The following is a 15,327-nucleotide window of genomic DNA, read 5'->3' as shown; positions in this document are numbered from 1 at the left end:
TCCTGACTCTCCTGACATCTTCACTTCGCGCCTGCGGCGGCGCGCAGGGATTCGAGATCGGCGAGCCGTACGAAGGGGCGCGGGCGCGAACCGAACGGATCGCTCAGCACCTCCGTGGTGACCGCTTCCGGCGGCGGGTCGCCGAGGGACGACACCACCAGCCACGCTCCGGTGAAATCCTCCAGCCCGGTGTAGGCGCTGGTCGTGACGGCGCATCCCAGCCCCGCGCCCAGCGCCGAGAGCAGTCCGTTGCGGCTGTCCTCGATCACGACGGCGTCCGCCGGGTCCAGCCCGAGCTGATCCACCGCGTAGTCGTAGATGTCCGGCGCCGGCTTCTTGCGCGGGACGATGTCACCGGCGAACACGCTGAAGCGTGCGGCCAGGCCGGGCCCCATGGCGTGCGTCAGCACGCTGCGTACGGAGGGCTCGGCCGACGTGGACGCGACGGCCAGCGTCCAGTCGGCGGCGTCCGCCTCGGCGGCGATCCGTCGTACACCCGGCCGGGGCGGAATCTGCCCACCGGCGATGATCCCGGTGTAGATCTCGGTCTTGCGCCGGTGCCACCGGGCGACCTGCTCGTCGAGCGCTTCCGGGTCGCTGGGCAGGCCCACCGCGGCGATGAAGTCGGGGGTGAGGAGGGTCTTCATACGCTCCTTGCCTCCGCCGACCTTCACCTTCTCCGCGTAGTCGCTGTCACTCCACCGCACGGGCAGGCCGAACTCCTGGAACGTCTGGTTGAACGCGGGCAGATGCCCGTAACGCTCGGTGTCGGCGAGGACACCGTCGCAGTCGAAGACCAGGGCGGGCACGGTGTCACCCGGCCCGGCCGGCGCTGCCGAAAAGGGTCATGAGTGAGCCGGTCATACCGATGACGTCCTGGCGGACGGACCGGAACAAGGAGGGCGGGTCCCATTTCTGCTTTTCCGCAGCCGATTCGAGGAAGGCCAGGCCCGACTTCATGAAGGTCTCCTTGAGCGCGGTCGAGATATTGACCTTCGCGCACCCCCGGGAGATGAGATCGCTGAACTGTTCGTCGGAGAGTCCGCTGCCGCCGTGGAGTGCGATCGGCAGCGGATGGGCCGCCACGATGTCGGAGACGCGCTGGAAATCGAGTACCGGGGCGTGCTTGTAGCTGCCGTGAGCGTTTCCGATGGCGGGTGCGAAGACGTCGACCTGTGTCGTTCTGAGGAACTCCAGAGTGACCTCCAGATCCTGTTGGCGAGCCACGCTGTCGGTGCCGATGTCGTCCTCGACCCCCGTGATGGACTCGATCTCACCCTCCACATGGGCGCCGTGCCGGCGGGCCTCGGCGACGACCTCGACCGTCTGCCGCATGTTCTCCTCCACCGGCAGATGGGAAGCGTCGAACAGGACGGAGTTCCAGCCCCGCCGCAGGCACTCGGTGATGACCTCGCGCTCCGGGCAGTGGTCCAGATGCAGCGTGACGGGCACCTCGATACCGGCTGTCATCGACGTCCACAGGGCGAAGAGCACATCACTGCCGATTGATTTCACCGTCTTGACGGACGTCTGCACGATCAGTGGTGACGCGTTCTCCACCGCGGCCGCGAGGACCGCTTCCAGGGTGAGGTCATTGAACACATTGATGGCCGGCACGCCGTAACGCTCTTTGAAGGCGTCGGACAAGATGTCGGTCAGCGGCACGACGGACACGTGTACTCCCGGGCTCGGGCTCACCCCATGGGGACCGGGCCCTCCTGACAGAGACCGGTCTCTCCTGATCCATTCCACGCCCGCCGGGGCGCCGCCGCCACTCAGCCGGGGTTTTCGCGCTCAGGCGCGGCCGCTCCGGTGCTTTCGACGGCTCAGGCGACTCCGGCGGTGACGGAACGTGACCAGGAGAAACGTGGTCGCGAGCACAGCGACCGCCTCGGCGACAACGGCGAGTACCTTCTGGCCGAACCAGACCGGCTCGTACATGTCCGGGACCGGGCCCAGCCGGCCGACGTCGACGTAACGGTAGATCAGCAGAAGCGCCAGCCCGCCCGCGGCGACGAGCCAGGCGAAGGCGTCGGACGGGACTCGGCGCCAGACCAGGACCAGGAGGGCGGCGAGCGCGGCCAGGCCGGCCTCGATACGGAACAGGTCGCCCTGGCTGATGCTCGCGGACACCTCGTCGTACCGGTCGGCCAGGTGGGCGTGCAGATAGGCGTCCACCGCGAGTCCGGCCGCGGCCAGCAGCCGCGCCGCGCCGCGCAGGAGACGCAGGGGCCGCCGGGGGCGGGGGGACGCGGCGGAGGTGTCTGATGACATCGCTTCTCCTGTTGCACCATGGGCCGAGGGGCAGCGGACGATGAGGGTGTCTCCGAGCCGTCGGCCCCTGCCCGGTGCCGCAGGTCAGTAGCCGCCGCTGTTCTGCTGAGGGGTGGTGTTCTTCTTGCCCGCGGTGTCGAGGACGTACCACTTGGCGCCGAACGAGAGGTCGCCCTGGCCGTTCGCGACGCCCGCCTTCTTGTCGCCCTTGAACGTGTACAAGGGGTGGCCGTTGTAGGTGACTTGCCTGCTGCCGTCGCTGCGGCTGACGCTGCCCAGCAGGGCCTGCTTGACACCGCCGCCGCCCGCCTTCGGCGCTCTGGTGACGATCAGCGGCGGCCAGGTCCGCGCGCACTCTCCCGAACAGGTGGATTTCTTTGTCCTGTCCGCCTCGTAGAGGTAGAGCGCGTGGCCCTTCCCGTTGACGAGGATCTTCCCGAGCGACCCGGCGTGGACGGACACCGTCCGCGCGCTCTCGGCGGAGGACGACGCGGTCACCGAAGCCACCGAGGCCACCGGAGCGGGTGATGTGGAGGCCGGTGATCCGGCGTTTCCGTTGTCGGAACATCCGGCGACGGCCGCGGCGCACAGAACGGCCGCGCCGGCCGCTGTCCTGGTGCCGATCCTCATCGGGACTCCTCATGTCCGGCCGCCCCAACGGCAGCGCGCCGACCGCCGATCGCGGCCGCACCACCCACTACACGGCACCCCCCGGCCCCGGGCCACCCGGCAGAGCCGTCCGATGTACGGGGGAGTCCTGGCGTACTCCCCGGCCCCGGTCGGCCGTTCACCGTCGGACAGTTCGACAGCAGCTTTGGGCAACGGCTGATCGCGGCGCCCGGGATCGTCTACCTTTTGCTGACGATGTACGCCCACAGACTCAACTCCGCCCGCCTCGCCGCCGCGACAGGTCCCCACGTCATACTCGCGCGCCCGTCGGCGCCGGGCGCCCGGGGCCGGACCGCGGCTCCCCCGCGCACCCCGGCCCGACCTCATCCCGTGCCCGGCACGCAGCAAGGAGCTTGACGCGGTGGACGCAGCAGACCTGAGGACGGCACACGGCTCGGCCTCACCGCACGGCGGCAACCAGCGCAGACGGCCGCCGCGACGCCGGATCGGACGCCTGCTCGGTCTGTCGGCCGCCGCCCTGGTGCTGGGTACGGCCGGCGCCGGCGGCTGGTTCTACACCCGGCTGAGCGGGAACATCCACGGCGCCGGTGTGGACGGCGAACTCGGCGACAACCGGCCCAGAGCCACCCAGGGCGGGGAAAACATCCTGGTCATCGGCTCGGACAGCCGCAAGGGGCTGAACGGTTCCTATGGCAAGGAGCTGACCACCATGCAGTCGGACACCCTGATGCTGGTGCATGTCGGCGGCAGCGGGAAATGGGCCACGGTGGTGTCGTTCCCCCGGGACTCCTGGGTGCGGATCCCGGCCTGCGCCCAGGGCAACGGACGCTCCTCCTTACCGCATCACTTCAAGATCAACGAAGCGTTCGCGATCGGTGGCTCCACCGGCGACACCGCCAAGGCCGCCGCCTGCGCGATCAAGACCGTCGAGCAGAACACCCGGGTCCGCGTCGACCACTTCATGATCATGGACTTCCGTGGCTTCACCGGCATGGTCAACGCGCTCGGCGGCGTCGAGGTCTGTCCCAAGCGGGCGATACACGACGAGAAGGCGCACCTGGACCTCAGGGCGGGGTGCCAGAACGTGAAGGACGACCAGGCACTGGGCTATGTACGTGCCCGCTACAGCCTCGGCGACGGCACGGACATCGGACGCATCGGCCGCCAGCAGGAGTTCATGCGGGCCCTCGCCGCCAAGGCCAAGTCCAAGCTGTACAGCCCCAAGGCCCTCTACGGATTCATGAACTCGGCGACCAAGTCACTGACCACCGATCCTGATCTGGCCGGCCTCAAGCCCCTGTACGAACTGGCAGCCGGCCTCAAGGGCATGCCCACCGACCGCATCACCTTCCTGACCGTCCCCAACTACCCCCGGGAACGCGACGTCCCCAGCGACAAGGCCAATGTCGTCTGGAACCCGTCCGCCTCCCAGACGCTGTTCACCGCACTCAGCCACGACCGTGAGATCACCGAGGACCGGCTCAGGAGGGCGGCCGGCCGCCTGCCCCCGTCGGCGAGCAGCGTCCGGGTCACCGTCCTCAACGGCACCGGCGTGCCCGGCAGGGCCCGCGAGACCGCCGCCCGGCTGAGCGCGCTCGGCTTCGTGATCGCCGCCACCGGCAACGCACCGGAGCCGTCCGGGCGTACCACCCTCACCTACCCCGAGGGCCTGGCGGCCCAGGCCGGTGCGCTCGCCGAGAGATTCCCCGGCCTGGAGCCGGCCCTCTCCGCCGAGGCGGCCGCCGGCTCGGTGACCCTCACCATCGGCCCCGACCTGCCCGCGCCCACCGGCTGAGGCCGGGCGCCGCAGGACCGTCCGGCGGCCCATACCCGGTCCTACCCGGGGAAGTCCTGCACATGGAAGGGGACGGTCGTCACCACGATCTTCGGCAGCGGACGCAGCGCGCGCCGCAGCCGCCCCGCCAGACAACTGTGCAGGATCCGGTGCCACCAGTGGCGTACCACGATCTCGGGAAGGATGACCGTGATGGTCAGATCCGGCCGCTGGTGGTGCAGCGACTCGATGTAGCTGATCAGCGGCGCCACGATCGCACGATAAGGGGAAATGATGATCCTGAGCGGGAGATGGCCGCCCCACAGCAGCCAGCTCTCCCGGAAACGCTCGGCGTCCTCCTCACTGGGACTGACATGCAGGACGAGGACGGGCTGCTGGAGCGAGGCGGCGTAGGCCAGTGCCCGCATACCGGCCTGGTGCAGCACATCGACCGCGACGACGGACAGATGGCGGATCTCCTCGGGCGTGGTCTCGGCCTCCGCGTCCTGCTGCTCGCGCGGCGGGACCACGGCGGCGGGCAGCGCCGAGGGATCGCCGTCGGGCCGCGGCGACATCGTGCGGCCGGGGATCTCGATGGACTGGGGATGCAGACGCAGCGCCTCCCGCACCGTGTCGTAGTGCCGGTGGATCCGTGTTGTCACCAGGAGGAACACACCGACAGTGAGAATGGCCAGCCACGCCCCCTGGGTGAACTTGGTGATGCCCGCCGTGACAAACACGGCCGCCGAGAGCAGCGCGCCGATCGCGTTGAAGCACAGGCTCTTGCGCCAGTGCCGCTCGCGCCCGCGCCACCAGTGGACCACCATTCCGCTCTGGGACAGTGTGAAGGCGAGAAACACACCGACGGCGTACAGCGGGATCAGCGACGCCGTTCTGCCCTCGAAGACGGCATAGACCAACGCCGCCGCCACCGAGAGCACGATGATTCCGTTGCTGAAGGCCAGCCGGTCCCCGAGTCGCAGGAAGATCCGTGGCGCGAAGTCGTCCCGCGCCAGCAGGAACAGCACGCGCGGGAAATCGTTGTACGCCGTATTGGCCGCGAGCAGAAGCACCAGCGCCGTCGCCGCCTGGATGAACACATACATTCCGCCGGAGCCGAAGGTGCGGCGGGCGAGCTGCGACAGGACCGTTTCGCCGGCCTCGGGGACGACACCCGAGAAGTGGACGACGGCGATCGTGCCGGCGAACATCACAACGAGCAGTCCGATCATCCAGGTCAACGCGGTACGCGCGTTGCGCCACGCCACGGGCTGAAACGCGGGCACCGCGTTCGAGATCGCCTCGATACCGGTCATCGCGGTCGCTCCGGACGCGAAGGCCCGCATCACCAGCAGTACGCCGACCCCCTCGACGGCGGGCAGCGCGGGCGGCGGGACAGGCTCGAAGCCGCGGTCCGAGGCGTCGTACAGCCCGGCGACCACCAGCGACAGCACGGCGATGATGAAGGCGTAGGTGGGCGCGGCGAACAGCGCGCCGGCCTGCCGGACTCCCCGCAGATTGCCCGCCAGCAGAAGCGCGATGACCAGCAGACCGATCGGCACGACATCGTCGGCGAGCCAGGGGAGCGCCGAGGTGACCGCCGCCATCCCGGACGAGACGGAGACGGCCACCGTGAGGATGTAGTCGGTCATCAGCCCGGCCGCCGCCATCAGCCCCGGCACGCGTCCGAGGTTGTCGGTGGCGACGATGTAGGAGCCGCCGCCGTGCGGATACGCGCGGATCGTCTGACGGTACGAGACCCCGACGGCGAGCATCAGGAAGACGATCGCCAGCGCCACCGGCACCGAGTAGGCCAGTCCCGCGGCGCCGCCGAGCACCAGAATCACCAGCAGCGCCTCCGGGCCGTACGCCACCGACGACAGCGCGTCCGCCGAGAGCACCGGCAGCGCCACCAGCTTGCGCATGCGTTCCCGCGCCACCGCCGTGCTCTCCAGTGGCGCCCCGAGGAGCACACGACGGAGCCGGAGGGCGATACGGCCGGACAGGGCCATGTCCTCCCAGACGGACTCGTGACCGTGCTTCGCCGCGCCGCCCGCCTCCGGCCTGTGCGGCTGCGCGCCGAGCGTGGTGACGCTCACAAAACGGCCGAAGCGTGCCGGGACGACCTGCGCGGGTTCCGGATAGCTCACGGCTTCCGGATCGACCGGCAGCGCGTGGTGCCGGCTGCCGGGGGGGCCGGACACCCGCTCCCACTCGCGTCCCACCGTCCGCAGCAGCGCCGACTGTTCCGCGTCGAGCTTGGGCACGACGACGGGGACACTGGCGGTCTCGCCTGAATCCTGACCGTCCCGCGCGTCTTCTCCGTGGCTGTCCGTCACACCCGCGAGTCTCTTCGGCGAACCCTCTCGCGTGTCCGACCTGCCGCGTACGACACACGCGTGGAGGCGTCGACAACCCTTTCGGGCGTACGAGCCGGGCGGGCCGGTCCGGGCCGCCCGGCGATCAGGGCGTGACGCTCTCCTCCCACAGCGCGGTGGGTGCCTCCCGGCGGATCACCGGGGCGATCTCCTCGGCGAAGCGCTGGAGTTGCTCGCGCTGCTCGGGCAGGCTCAGCCCGAATCCGTCGACGGTGACGGACTGCAGATCATGCCGGTAGACCTCGTGGTAGCCGAGGATCTTGTCGATGATCCGCTGTGGACTGCCGATGAGCTGGGGCCCGCTCTCCACCGCCTCCTCGATCGTGCGGAAGGGCGTGTTGTAGCCGGCCTTTCCCACCAGGTGCGGTTTGAACGACTGACGCACCCGGGCCTCGTACTGCTCCCTGAAACCGGAGACGGCCGCCTCCGTCGTGTTCGCGACATAGAGCCCGCCCGAGCCCGCGGCCACATGGGCGCGCGCCGGATCGTGTCCGTACTCCTCGAACTTCTCGCGATAGTGCCGCAGCAGCCTGGCGTACGCCTCCCGGGGCTGGATGGCATTGGCGGTGAAGAGCGGGTCGCCGTGCCTGGCGGCCAGTTCGGTGGAGTTGAGGCTCGTGGCCGAGCCGTGCCACACCCTCGGCGGACCGTCGTACGGACGGGGCACCGTGGTGACGTTCTTGAGCGGCGGGCGGAACCGGCCCTCCCAGTCGAGGTGTTCCTCCCGCCAGAGCCTGCGCAGCAGTTCGTACTTCTCCGCCTGGTACTCCCACTGCCGTTCCTCGTCGAGACCGAACAGGTCGAAGTGCCCGGCCTCCGCGCCCTTGCCTATGACCAGTTCGACACGACCGCGGGAGAGCTGATCCAGCGTCGCGTAGTCCTCGGCGACGCGCACCGGATCCAGGATCGCCACCACGGTCACACCGGTCAGCAGCCGGATGCGCGACGTGCGGGCGGCGAGCGCGCCGAGGATCACCGTCGGGCTGGAGGAGAGGAACGGCCCGGCGTGCCGCTCCCCGACGGCATACGCGTCGAAACCGAGCCGCTCGGCTTCGACGCCCAGCTCGACCACCTCACCGAGACGGTCGGCGGCCGAGGCGAGTTCCCCGGTGAGCGGGTGCGGGGAGTGCCCGACGATCGTGAGGACGGAGAACTTCACGGAGGCTCCTTGACGGGGAGGCGGGCGGGACGCGGACCGGTTCAGAGGACCTTCGACAGGAAGGCCCTGGTGCGCTCGTGCCGCGGGCGGTCGAGCACCTCCGCCGGCGGACCCTGCTCGACGATCACACCGGCGTCCATGAAGACGACGGTGTCGGCGACCTCCCGGGCGAAGCCGATCTCATGGGTGACGACGATCATCGTGGTGCCGGAACGGGCCAGATCCTTGATGACGTCCAGCACCTCACCCACCAGCTCGGGATCGAGCGCCGAGGTGGGCTCGTCGAAGAGGAGTACCTTCGGCTCCGGCGCGAGGGCCCGGGCGATGGCCACGCGCTGCTGCTGGCCACCGGAGAGCTGCCGCGGATAGGCGTCGGCCTTGTCGGCGAGACCCACCCGCTCCAGCAGCCGTCCGGCCTGTTCGACGGCGGCCCCACGAGGTCTGCGCAGCGCCTGGACGGGGGCCTCGATGATGTTCTCCAGCACGGTGAGATGCGGGAAGAGATTGAAGTTCTGGAAGACGAAGCCGATGCGCAGACGCTGCTTGAGGACCTCCCGCTCCTTGAGTTCGTGCAGCTTGGAGCCGGACCGGCGGTAACCGATCAGCTCGCCGTCGATGCTGACGTACCCCTGGTTGAGCTTTTCGAGGTGGTTGATGCTGCGCAGCAGCGTCGACTTGCCGGAGCCGGAGGGACCGAGCACCACGGTCACCCCTCCGGCGCGGACCTGGAGATCGACCCCGCGCAGCACGTCGAGCGCGCCGAAACTCTTGTGGACGCCACGCACGTCGATCATGGGATCCGCGCCGGTTGTCGTTGGCATCGGGGCTCCTGCCGGTCAGTGCTGCTCTGGCGGACTGATCTGGGATTCCTCGATCGCGGAATCGCCGGTGCCCCACTTCTTGAGGATCCGGTCATAGGTGCCGTCGCTGATCAGCTCATTGACGGCGGCCTGGAACGCCTTGAGCAGGGGCGAGCCCTTCTTGAAGGCGAAGCCGACATCGAGCCGGTGGAACTCGCCCAGGAACCTGACGCCCGCCGCGGGCTGCGCCGCCTGGTAACGGAGCCCGTTGATGGTCGACATGACCACATCGACACGGCCCTGCTGGAGGCTGGTGAGCAGGGTGCCGTTCTCCGAATAGACCTTGACGGTGTACGGCTTCCTGCCGGCGTCCGCGCAGACACTCTTCTGGGCGTTGAGGGTTGCCTCGAAGGTGGTGCCCGCGCTCACCCCGACGGTCTTGCCGCACAACTGGCCGAGGCTGGTCACCTTGTCCAGGCTCCGGTCGTCCTTGGCGACGGCGAAGCCCTGACCGTCATTGATGTAGGTGACGAAGTCGATGGTCTTGCGGCGCTCGTCGGTGACGCCGAAGTTCCCTGTCCCCAGGTCGTACTTGCCGCTGCCGAGCGCCGGGAGGATGGTCTCAAATCCGGCCTCCTCCCGCTCCAGCCGCAGCCCCAGGAGCTTGCCGGCCGCGTCGGCGATGTCGATGTCGAGTCCGACCGGTCGCCGGCTCGACGCGTTCGGCAGATAGGCGCTGGGCGGTGCTCCGACGGAGCTGGCGATCCGCAGACTGCCGCGTGTACGGACGTCTTCCGGCAGCAGCTCCGCCAGCGCCGCACTCTTTCCCAGTGAGGCGGTGACATCGTCCGAGGGCGCGGGCGCGGCGGGGGCGCCGGCCACCTGCCCGGAAGCCGGGTCCGTCCCGCAGGCCGCCAGGACGGGCAGCAGCAGGGCGGCCGCGAGTACGGCGGCCGTATGCCGGACGCGACCGGGGACACGGCGGCGTTTCGGGGCCGGGCCGCGCACGGGGCCGTACCTTTCCGTCGGCGGAGAGAGCGAGGAAACACCAGCGGGCATGACGGGCCTTTCGTGCGGTGTGAAAGCCAAGAGGTCAGAAGGCGAGAAGACGGGCAGCCCGGAAGCCCGGAAAGCCCGGAAGCCGGGCAGGCCGAAGTAGCCGGGAACAGGAGGCCGAGCGCCGGCGGAAGGCACACCGAAGGCACTCCGGACACCGCGCGGACACGGCAAAACCGATGAAGGACCGGGGCAGGCGTGATGACACGAGAAGCGTCGGAATCAACGGGAGAGCGGCAGCGTGCGCCCGGTGGGAGCGGTGAGAACGGCCCGCGACGGGGTCACCGAGGGAGGGAAGGGCCGGTCAGGCGGCCCGCTGCCGGGTCAGACGCAACAGGAGGCGGACCACACTCGACCGAAGTCGATGTGACCGCGTGTGACCAACGGTAGCTGCTTCTGCATGCAGCCAATTGAGCACGGGTCGTCCGGCGAAGTCAACAGCCGTTCGCACTGTGGCCCTTGCCTCCCGGTCGCTCCTGCGGAACGCGGGATCGGTCCTTCTTGACAGACGTTCGGTCCCCGCACCTACGATGAGGGGGCATGCGACTCCGGAGTGAACACCGAGTCGCTTCTGCCGTGTTGAGGGACGCGGTACGCGTGATGACGTCCTGGCCGGCCGGCGCACCGAGAGGTGCGGCGCCTGCCGCTCGTCGTTGTCCACCGCCGTCCGCATCTCCCGCCGGAGCCCTCATGACCGTGTCGCCCGATGTCCTGCCCGCGTCAGAGCCGGGATCCCCGAGACGGGCCACGTCCCCGCCGGAGAGCGACGAGCTCACCCGCATCGTGCCCCGCCGCCACCTCGGGCGGTGGCTGTCGGCCACCGTGGCCCTGCTCGTCCTCGCGATGGTCGTCAACTCCGTCATACGCAACGAGCGGTTCCAGTGGAGCGTGGTCGGCGAGTACTTCACCACACCCGCCGTACTGGACGGACTGCTGCTCACCCTCTGGCTGACGGCGGCCGTGATGGCGCTCGGCTTCCTGATCGGCACCCTCTTCGCCGTGATGCGGCTGTCCGCGAACCCCGTGCTGCGCACGATCAGTTGGGGCTACGTATGGATCTTCCGGTCCACCCCGCTGCTGGTCCAGCTCCTGTTCTGGTTCAACATCGGCGCTCTCTATCCCACACTCGGCCTCGGTATCCCCTTCGGGCCCGAATTCCTCACCTTCAAGACCGTCAACCTCTTCGGCGCCGGTCTCACCGCTCTGGTCGGCCTCACACTGCACGAGGCGGCGTACGCGGCGGAAGTGGTACGCGGCGGCATCCTCTCCGTCGACGCCGGCCAGACGGAGGCGGCGGCCTCGCTCGGGCTGAGCCGGTGGCGCGTACTGCGCCGCATCATCGTGCCGCAGGCCATGCGCTCCATCGTGCCCACGGCGGGCAACATGCTCATCGGCACGCTCAAGGGGACCAGTATCGTCAGCGTCCTCGCGGTGCAGGACCTGCTGTTCTCGGTACAGCTCGTCTACAACCGCACCTACCAGGTCATCCCGCTGCTGATGGTGGCGACCATCTGGTACATCATCGTCACCACGGTCCTGTCCGCCGGACAGTTCTATGTCGAGCGGTACTACGCCCGTGGCGCGGCACGTGAGTTGCCGCCCACCCCGCTGGGCCGTCTGCGCCGGCAGGTGGCGGCGCTGAGCGCACGGCTGCGTACCGCGACCGCCGCCGACGCGGCTCCTCGCTGAGACCACCGGATCCCGCGCTGTCGCCGCCCGGGATCTCGGCGCGCCTCTATGCCCCATATGGGCGAGAATCTTCTGGGCGGCCGTCCGGGTCCCGGTGTGAAGAAGGTGACGCGGGGCAGGCGGAGGACGCCGCGGCGTACGAGAGAGGACGTGGATCACATGCGAGTGGCATTTCTCGTGGCTCCCGAGGGTGTGGAGCAGGTCGAGCTGACCGAACCCTGGCAGGCGGTGGGTGACGCGGGCGGCGAACGCGCGCTGATCTCCACGGAAGGCGGTCGGGTACAGGCGTTCAACCACCTCGACAAGGGCGACACCTTCCCCGTCGACCGCACTGTGGCGGCGAGCACCGTCGGCGAGTACGACGCGCTGGTGCTGCCCGGTGGGGTCGCCAACCCGGACTTCCTGCGCACCGACCCGGCGGCCGTCGCGTTGGTGAAGGACTTCTTCGAGGCGGGGAAACCGGTCGCGGCGATCTGTCACGCACCGTGGACGCTGATCGAGGCCGATGTGGTGCGCGGCAGGACGCTGACCTCGTGGCCCAGCCTGCGGACCGACCTCCGCAACGCCGGCGCCACCTGGGTGGACGAGCAGGTCAAGGTCTGCACGTCGGCGCCCAGCACCCTGATCACCAGTCGCAATCCGGACGATCTCAAGGCGTTCTGCGCCGCGCTCGTCCAGGAGTTCAGCGACTTCAGCGGCTGAGAGCAGGCCGGGTGCGGCCGGGACCTTCCGCCGCCGACGCCGTGGGGCGGTGCCCGTACCTCCGGGGCACCGCCCCACGGCGGCGTTCGGGTCAGGGCTGGACGGCCAGGGTGAAGGAGTGGCCGGCCGGATCCGAGTAGATACGCACATCGCGGGGACCGCCGTTGTCCTTGGTCTCCAGCGGCCTCGCTCCGAGGCTGATCGCCTCGCGCTCCGCCTCGTCGATGTCCTCCCGCGCCACCAGGATCCGCAGATGAGCCTGCTGGGAGCTCTCGGGGCGCGGCCAGCTCGCGGGCGCGTGGCCGTGATCCCTGCGGATCGCCAGATGAACTCCGTGGTGGCCGACGATCTCCACGAAGTCGGGATCCTTGCCGATCCGGGACTCGGCATCGAGAAACGTCGTGTAGAACTCCGCGAGCTCCACGGGTTCTGCGGAGTCAAGGACGAGAACGCTGGTCTTCGCGACGGTCATGTGCTCCGTCTACCCCCTGCTCCGGCTCGCACACGGCGCGTCACGTGGTTGCCCGCGCGGCGAGCGGGTACCCGCCTCGCCGCGACGACCGACACCCCAGGTCATGAGGGAAGGAGAGCCGTGAGTGATCGGCGGATGGAAGGTCCCGGCGAGCATGGCACCGCCATACCGAGGGACATGCCCGACCAGCAGAACCAGCCCGGTCCCGACCCGCTGGACATCACACCGGTCCGGCCCGACGAGCCGGACGAGGACGACCGGAGTGTCCCCGACGCGGACGAGTCCGGAGCGGGCCGGCGGGGGAGCCCGAACTCCGGCGGCGTGCACCCGGAGCAGCCCGTTCCGGATGAAGCCTCCGGGTGACCGCTCCAGTCGCACACTCGGCGCGCCGGGGAGAGCCTGGAAGTGATCAGGCGCGGGAAACGCCCGGCAGCGATCTTGTGATGGCCGGGGTCCTCGCGCCCGTGAAGAGAGGAAAGATCTACGTGAACAGTGCGGACCATCCCGAGGCCCAGGTCGTGGTGGCGATCAGCGGACAGGCGAAAGAGGACGCGCGCGCGGTGTTTGGCGTGCTCAGGACGGCGTTCGGTTGCGACCGGGCCGCCGACGACGTGCCACAGGACGTACCGGGCAAACGCCCGACCGTGTGGACCGCGACATTCGATGTGTCCGACGTCGGCACCGAGCCGGGTCCCGCGCGGCTGACGGAGCCGGTCACGGCCACCCTCCAGGGCGGCTACACGGCGGTGGAGAGCCTGCGGAAGGCTCTGACCTCCGCCTTCGCGGTGCGTGTTGTCGGCACAGCCTCCGGCGACCAGGAGGAAGAAGTCCAGCTACGGCTGGAGAGCAGGTAGCCGCGCGGGCCGGCAGCACGGTGGTTCGCGTGGCGGTCGCGACGGCGGTGGGGGCGCCGGCCGCGCGCCTGTGCGCCCGTGTTGCGGGTGCCGTCCGGCGGAGGCAATCTGTTGGAGACCCAGAAGTGTCGTCAGCTCACGCTTCGTGCTCGGGGGTCGTTGGCACAACGTGGTGAAGCATGTGGGCCTCTCTGTGAGGAGCCTGGACCATGACAGTTCCACTCGACCAGCATTACGTGGTGGAATTGCACGCCTCTCCGGAGCGCGTTCCGCAGATCCGGCGCATCGTCGCCGCGCACCTTCGGCACTGGAAGCTCGAACTGCAAGTCGAGCCCGTGTGCAGGGGCATCGACGAACTCCTGAACAATGTTGTCCGCCATGTCGGCGACGACAACAGATGTGTGGTGGAACTCCGCTGGGCCGGCCGTCGCCTCACCGCGTCGGTCGAGGACAACGGCCCCCGTATGCCCCGGCTGCTGACGGCGGGCGGCGGGGGCCTCGCCCGTGTGGGGGCACTGAGCGACAGTTGGGGGACCTGCGCCACCGCCCATGGCAAAGTCATCTGGTTCACCAGGAGTGTGCTGGCTCCTCAGAACATCCCGAGGCGGCCCTGGATCCCTCTCACCGGGACCGACGCGGCGCAGAACCAGCCCGCGCCCACCCCCGCCCCGGCCCTTGTCTGACGCCGAAGCGCCGCACACCGGCGGGGCTTTCGCCCCTGCCAGGTGTGCGGCGCACCCGACGGCAGCCCGTGCCTCAGGCCAGTGGGGTGTCGGTGTTGTTGATGCCGTCGATGTCATCAATGTCGTTGACGTCGTCAGGATCGGGAATGAGATGCACCGCCGCCTCCTCGGCCGACGCGGCGGCGCCGTCGATTCCGACATCGCTGGCGATCATGTCCTTCTCGCGGTCCTCGTGGGCACCCTCGTCCGGAGCCACCAGCCGGCCGGACCGGTAGTAGCCCACCTCGTCGTCCCGGGTCTCGCCGTCTCCGTACGCCAGATCACCGATGCCGTCCCCCTCGGGCACCTCGGTGTCGGGGATCTCCTCCGCGAGCCGCTGGTCCAGCGATTCGCCCTCGCGCTGCTCGGCGGCGGTCGTCCCGGTGTGCTCGACACCCAGGGGGCGCTCCGGCGGGGACCAGCCCTCGTCGAACGGGTCCGCACCCCGGTCGATGAGTGTGTCCTCGGGATCGAGAATGCCCTCGTCCTCGATGACGTCCTCGTCGTCCGGCTGGTAGACCTCGTCGCCCATCGTTTCGCCGCTGTCGCCGCTCACGTCGTTCTCCTGCCTTCGCCTGTCTCCCGCGAACGCTCAGGCGGCCGGGTGAGGGATGACTCCCGTCCGGCCACCGTCGCGGGCGTCGAAGTGCCGGTACCCGTCCGGGGCGTCGGCAACCGACAGTCCACGGGAGACGATCCGCGTCGTCGTCCTGCCCGGAGGCGGCTTGTCCGTTTCCACCACCCTCCCACCAATCGCAGCCGTGTCAAACCGCAGGTGAAGCGTGGTGCCGCACGGTGCGCACGGCGTATTCGGGCG

At 69.5% G+C, this 15,327-nt stretch carries 16 protein-coding genes; 6 read left to right on the top strand and 10 right to left on the bottom strand.

What is annotated here, in order from left to right:
- Positions 1-20: 20 nt before the first annotated feature.
- The 4 genes from ABZ707_RS27335 to ABZ707_RS27320 all read right to left on the bottom strand — a co-directional run bounded on the left by ABZ707_RS27335 (position 21) and on the right by ABZ707_RS27320 (position 2,904).
- The gene (locus tag ABZ707_RS27335) at positions 21-809 is read right to left on the bottom strand and encodes an HAD-IA family hydrolase (RefSeq protein ID WP_360179912.1); all 789 of its coding nucleotides are present in this window, start codon (positions 807-809) and stop codon (positions 21-23) included.
- 4 nt (positions 810-813) lie between these two features.
- The gene (locus ABZ707_RS27330; RefSeq protein WP_360179910.1) at positions 814-1,674 is read right to left on the bottom strand and encodes a class II fructose-bisphosphate aldolase; all 861 of its coding nucleotides are present in this window, start codon (positions 1,672-1,674) and stop codon (positions 814-816) included.
- A 120-nt stretch (positions 1,675-1,794) separates the two neighbouring features.
- Positions 1,795-2,274: a hypothetical protein gene (locus tag ABZ707_RS27325; RefSeq protein WP_360179908.1), complete on the bottom strand. Its 480-nt coding sequence runs from the start codon at positions 2,272-2,274 to the stop codon at positions 1,795-1,797.
- Positions 2,275-2,358: 84 nt separating this feature from the next.
- The gene (locus tag ABZ707_RS27320; protein WP_360179906.1) at positions 2,359-2,904 is read right to left on the bottom strand and encodes a hypothetical protein; all 546 of its coding nucleotides are present in this window, start codon (positions 2,902-2,904) and stop codon (positions 2,359-2,361) included.
- A gap of 520 nt (positions 2,905-3,424) precedes the next feature.
- Here ABZ707_RS27320 and ABZ707_RS27315 point away from each other — a divergent pair.
- Positions 3,425-4,699 (top strand): LCP family protein, encoded by a 1,275-nt coding sequence (locus ABZ707_RS27315; protein WP_360180095.1) that lies wholly within the window; start codon positions 3,425-3,427, stop codon positions 4,697-4,699.
- A 41-nt stretch (positions 4,700-4,740) separates the two neighbouring features.
- Here the strand turns inward: ABZ707_RS27315 and ABZ707_RS27310 are convergent, their stop codons facing one another.
- From ABZ707_RS27310 to ABZ707_RS27295, 4 genes are all read right to left on the bottom strand, one after another.
- Entirely contained in the window at positions 4,741-6,603 is a 1,863-nt protein-coding gene (locus tag ABZ707_RS27310; protein ID WP_360180093.1) for an APC family permease, read from the bottom strand.
- Positions 6,604-7,141: 538 nt separating this feature from the next.
- Positions 7,142-8,215 carry an LLM class flavin-dependent oxidoreductase gene (locus ABZ707_RS27305; RefSeq protein ID WP_360179904.1) on the bottom strand — a complete coding sequence of 358 codons (1,074 nt, stop codon included), beginning with the start codon at positions 8,213-8,215 and terminating at the stop codon, positions 7,142-7,144.
- A gap of 41 nt (positions 8,216-8,256) precedes the next feature.
- A complete protein-coding gene (locus ABZ707_RS27300) occupies positions 8,257-9,036 on the bottom strand; it encodes an amino acid ABC transporter ATP-binding protein (RefSeq protein WP_360179902.1) in 780 nt (259 codons plus the stop codon).
- A 15-nt stretch (positions 9,037-9,051) separates the two neighbouring features.
- Complete coding sequence (locus tag ABZ707_RS27295) at positions 9,052-9,948, bottom strand: ABC transporter substrate-binding protein (protein WP_360180091.1); 897 nt, start codon at positions 9,946-9,948, stop codon at positions 9,052-9,054.
- A gap of 813 nt (positions 9,949-10,761) precedes the next feature.
- Here ABZ707_RS27295 and ABZ707_RS27290 point away from each other — a divergent pair.
- Both ABZ707_RS27290 and ABZ707_RS27285 read left to right on the top strand, forming a co-directional pair.
- Entirely contained in the window at positions 10,762-11,760 is a 999-nt protein-coding gene (locus ABZ707_RS27290) for an amino acid ABC transporter permease (protein ID WP_360179900.1), read from the top strand.
- 159 nt (positions 11,761-11,919) lie between these two features.
- Positions 11,920-12,462 carry a type 1 glutamine amidotransferase domain-containing protein gene (locus tag ABZ707_RS27285; RefSeq protein WP_360179898.1) on the top strand — a complete coding sequence of 181 codons (543 nt, stop codon included), beginning with the start codon at positions 11,920-11,922 and terminating at the stop codon, positions 12,460-12,462.
- Positions 12,463-12,553: 91 nt separating this feature from the next.
- Here the strand turns inward: ABZ707_RS27285 and ABZ707_RS27280 are convergent, their stop codons facing one another.
- Positions 12,554-12,934, bottom strand: a complete 381-nt coding sequence (locus ABZ707_RS27280; RefSeq protein ID WP_360179896.1) for a VOC family protein — start codon at positions 12,932-12,934, stop codon at positions 12,554-12,556.
- Between the two features lie 120 nt (positions 12,935-13,054).
- Here ABZ707_RS27280 and ABZ707_RS27275 point away from each other — a divergent pair, with 120 nt between their 5' ends.
- From ABZ707_RS27275 to ABZ707_RS27265, 3 genes are all read left to right on the top strand, one after another.
- Entirely contained in the window at positions 13,055-13,297 is a 243-nt protein-coding gene (locus tag ABZ707_RS27275) for a hypothetical protein (protein WP_360179894.1), read from the top strand.
- 122 nt (positions 13,298-13,419) lie between these two features.
- Entirely contained in the window at positions 13,420-13,788 is a 369-nt protein-coding gene (locus ABZ707_RS27270) for a hypothetical protein (RefSeq protein WP_360179892.1), read from the top strand.
- Positions 13,789-13,997: 209 nt separating this feature from the next.
- Complete coding sequence (locus ABZ707_RS27265; protein WP_360179890.1) at positions 13,998-14,471, top strand: ATP-binding protein; 474 nt, start codon at positions 13,998-14,000, stop codon at positions 14,469-14,471.
- A gap of 73 nt (positions 14,472-14,544) precedes the next feature.
- Here ABZ707_RS27265 and ABZ707_RS27260 read toward each other — a convergent pair whose 3' ends face one another.
- The gene (locus ABZ707_RS27260) at positions 14,545-15,042 is read right to left on the bottom strand and encodes a DUF5709 domain-containing protein (protein ID WP_360180089.1); all 498 of its coding nucleotides are present in this window, start codon (positions 15,040-15,042) and stop codon (positions 14,545-14,547) included.
- Positions 15,043-15,327 lie beyond the last annotated feature (285 nt).

Origin of the sequence: Streptomyces sp. NPDC006923 (assembly GCF_040635655.1) — a bacterium.
In the GTDB taxonomy this organism is placed as follows: Bacteria; Actinomycetota; Actinomycetes; order Streptomycetales; family Streptomycetaceae; genus Streptomyces.
This window is presented reverse-complemented; position numbering and strand designations above follow the sequence as displayed.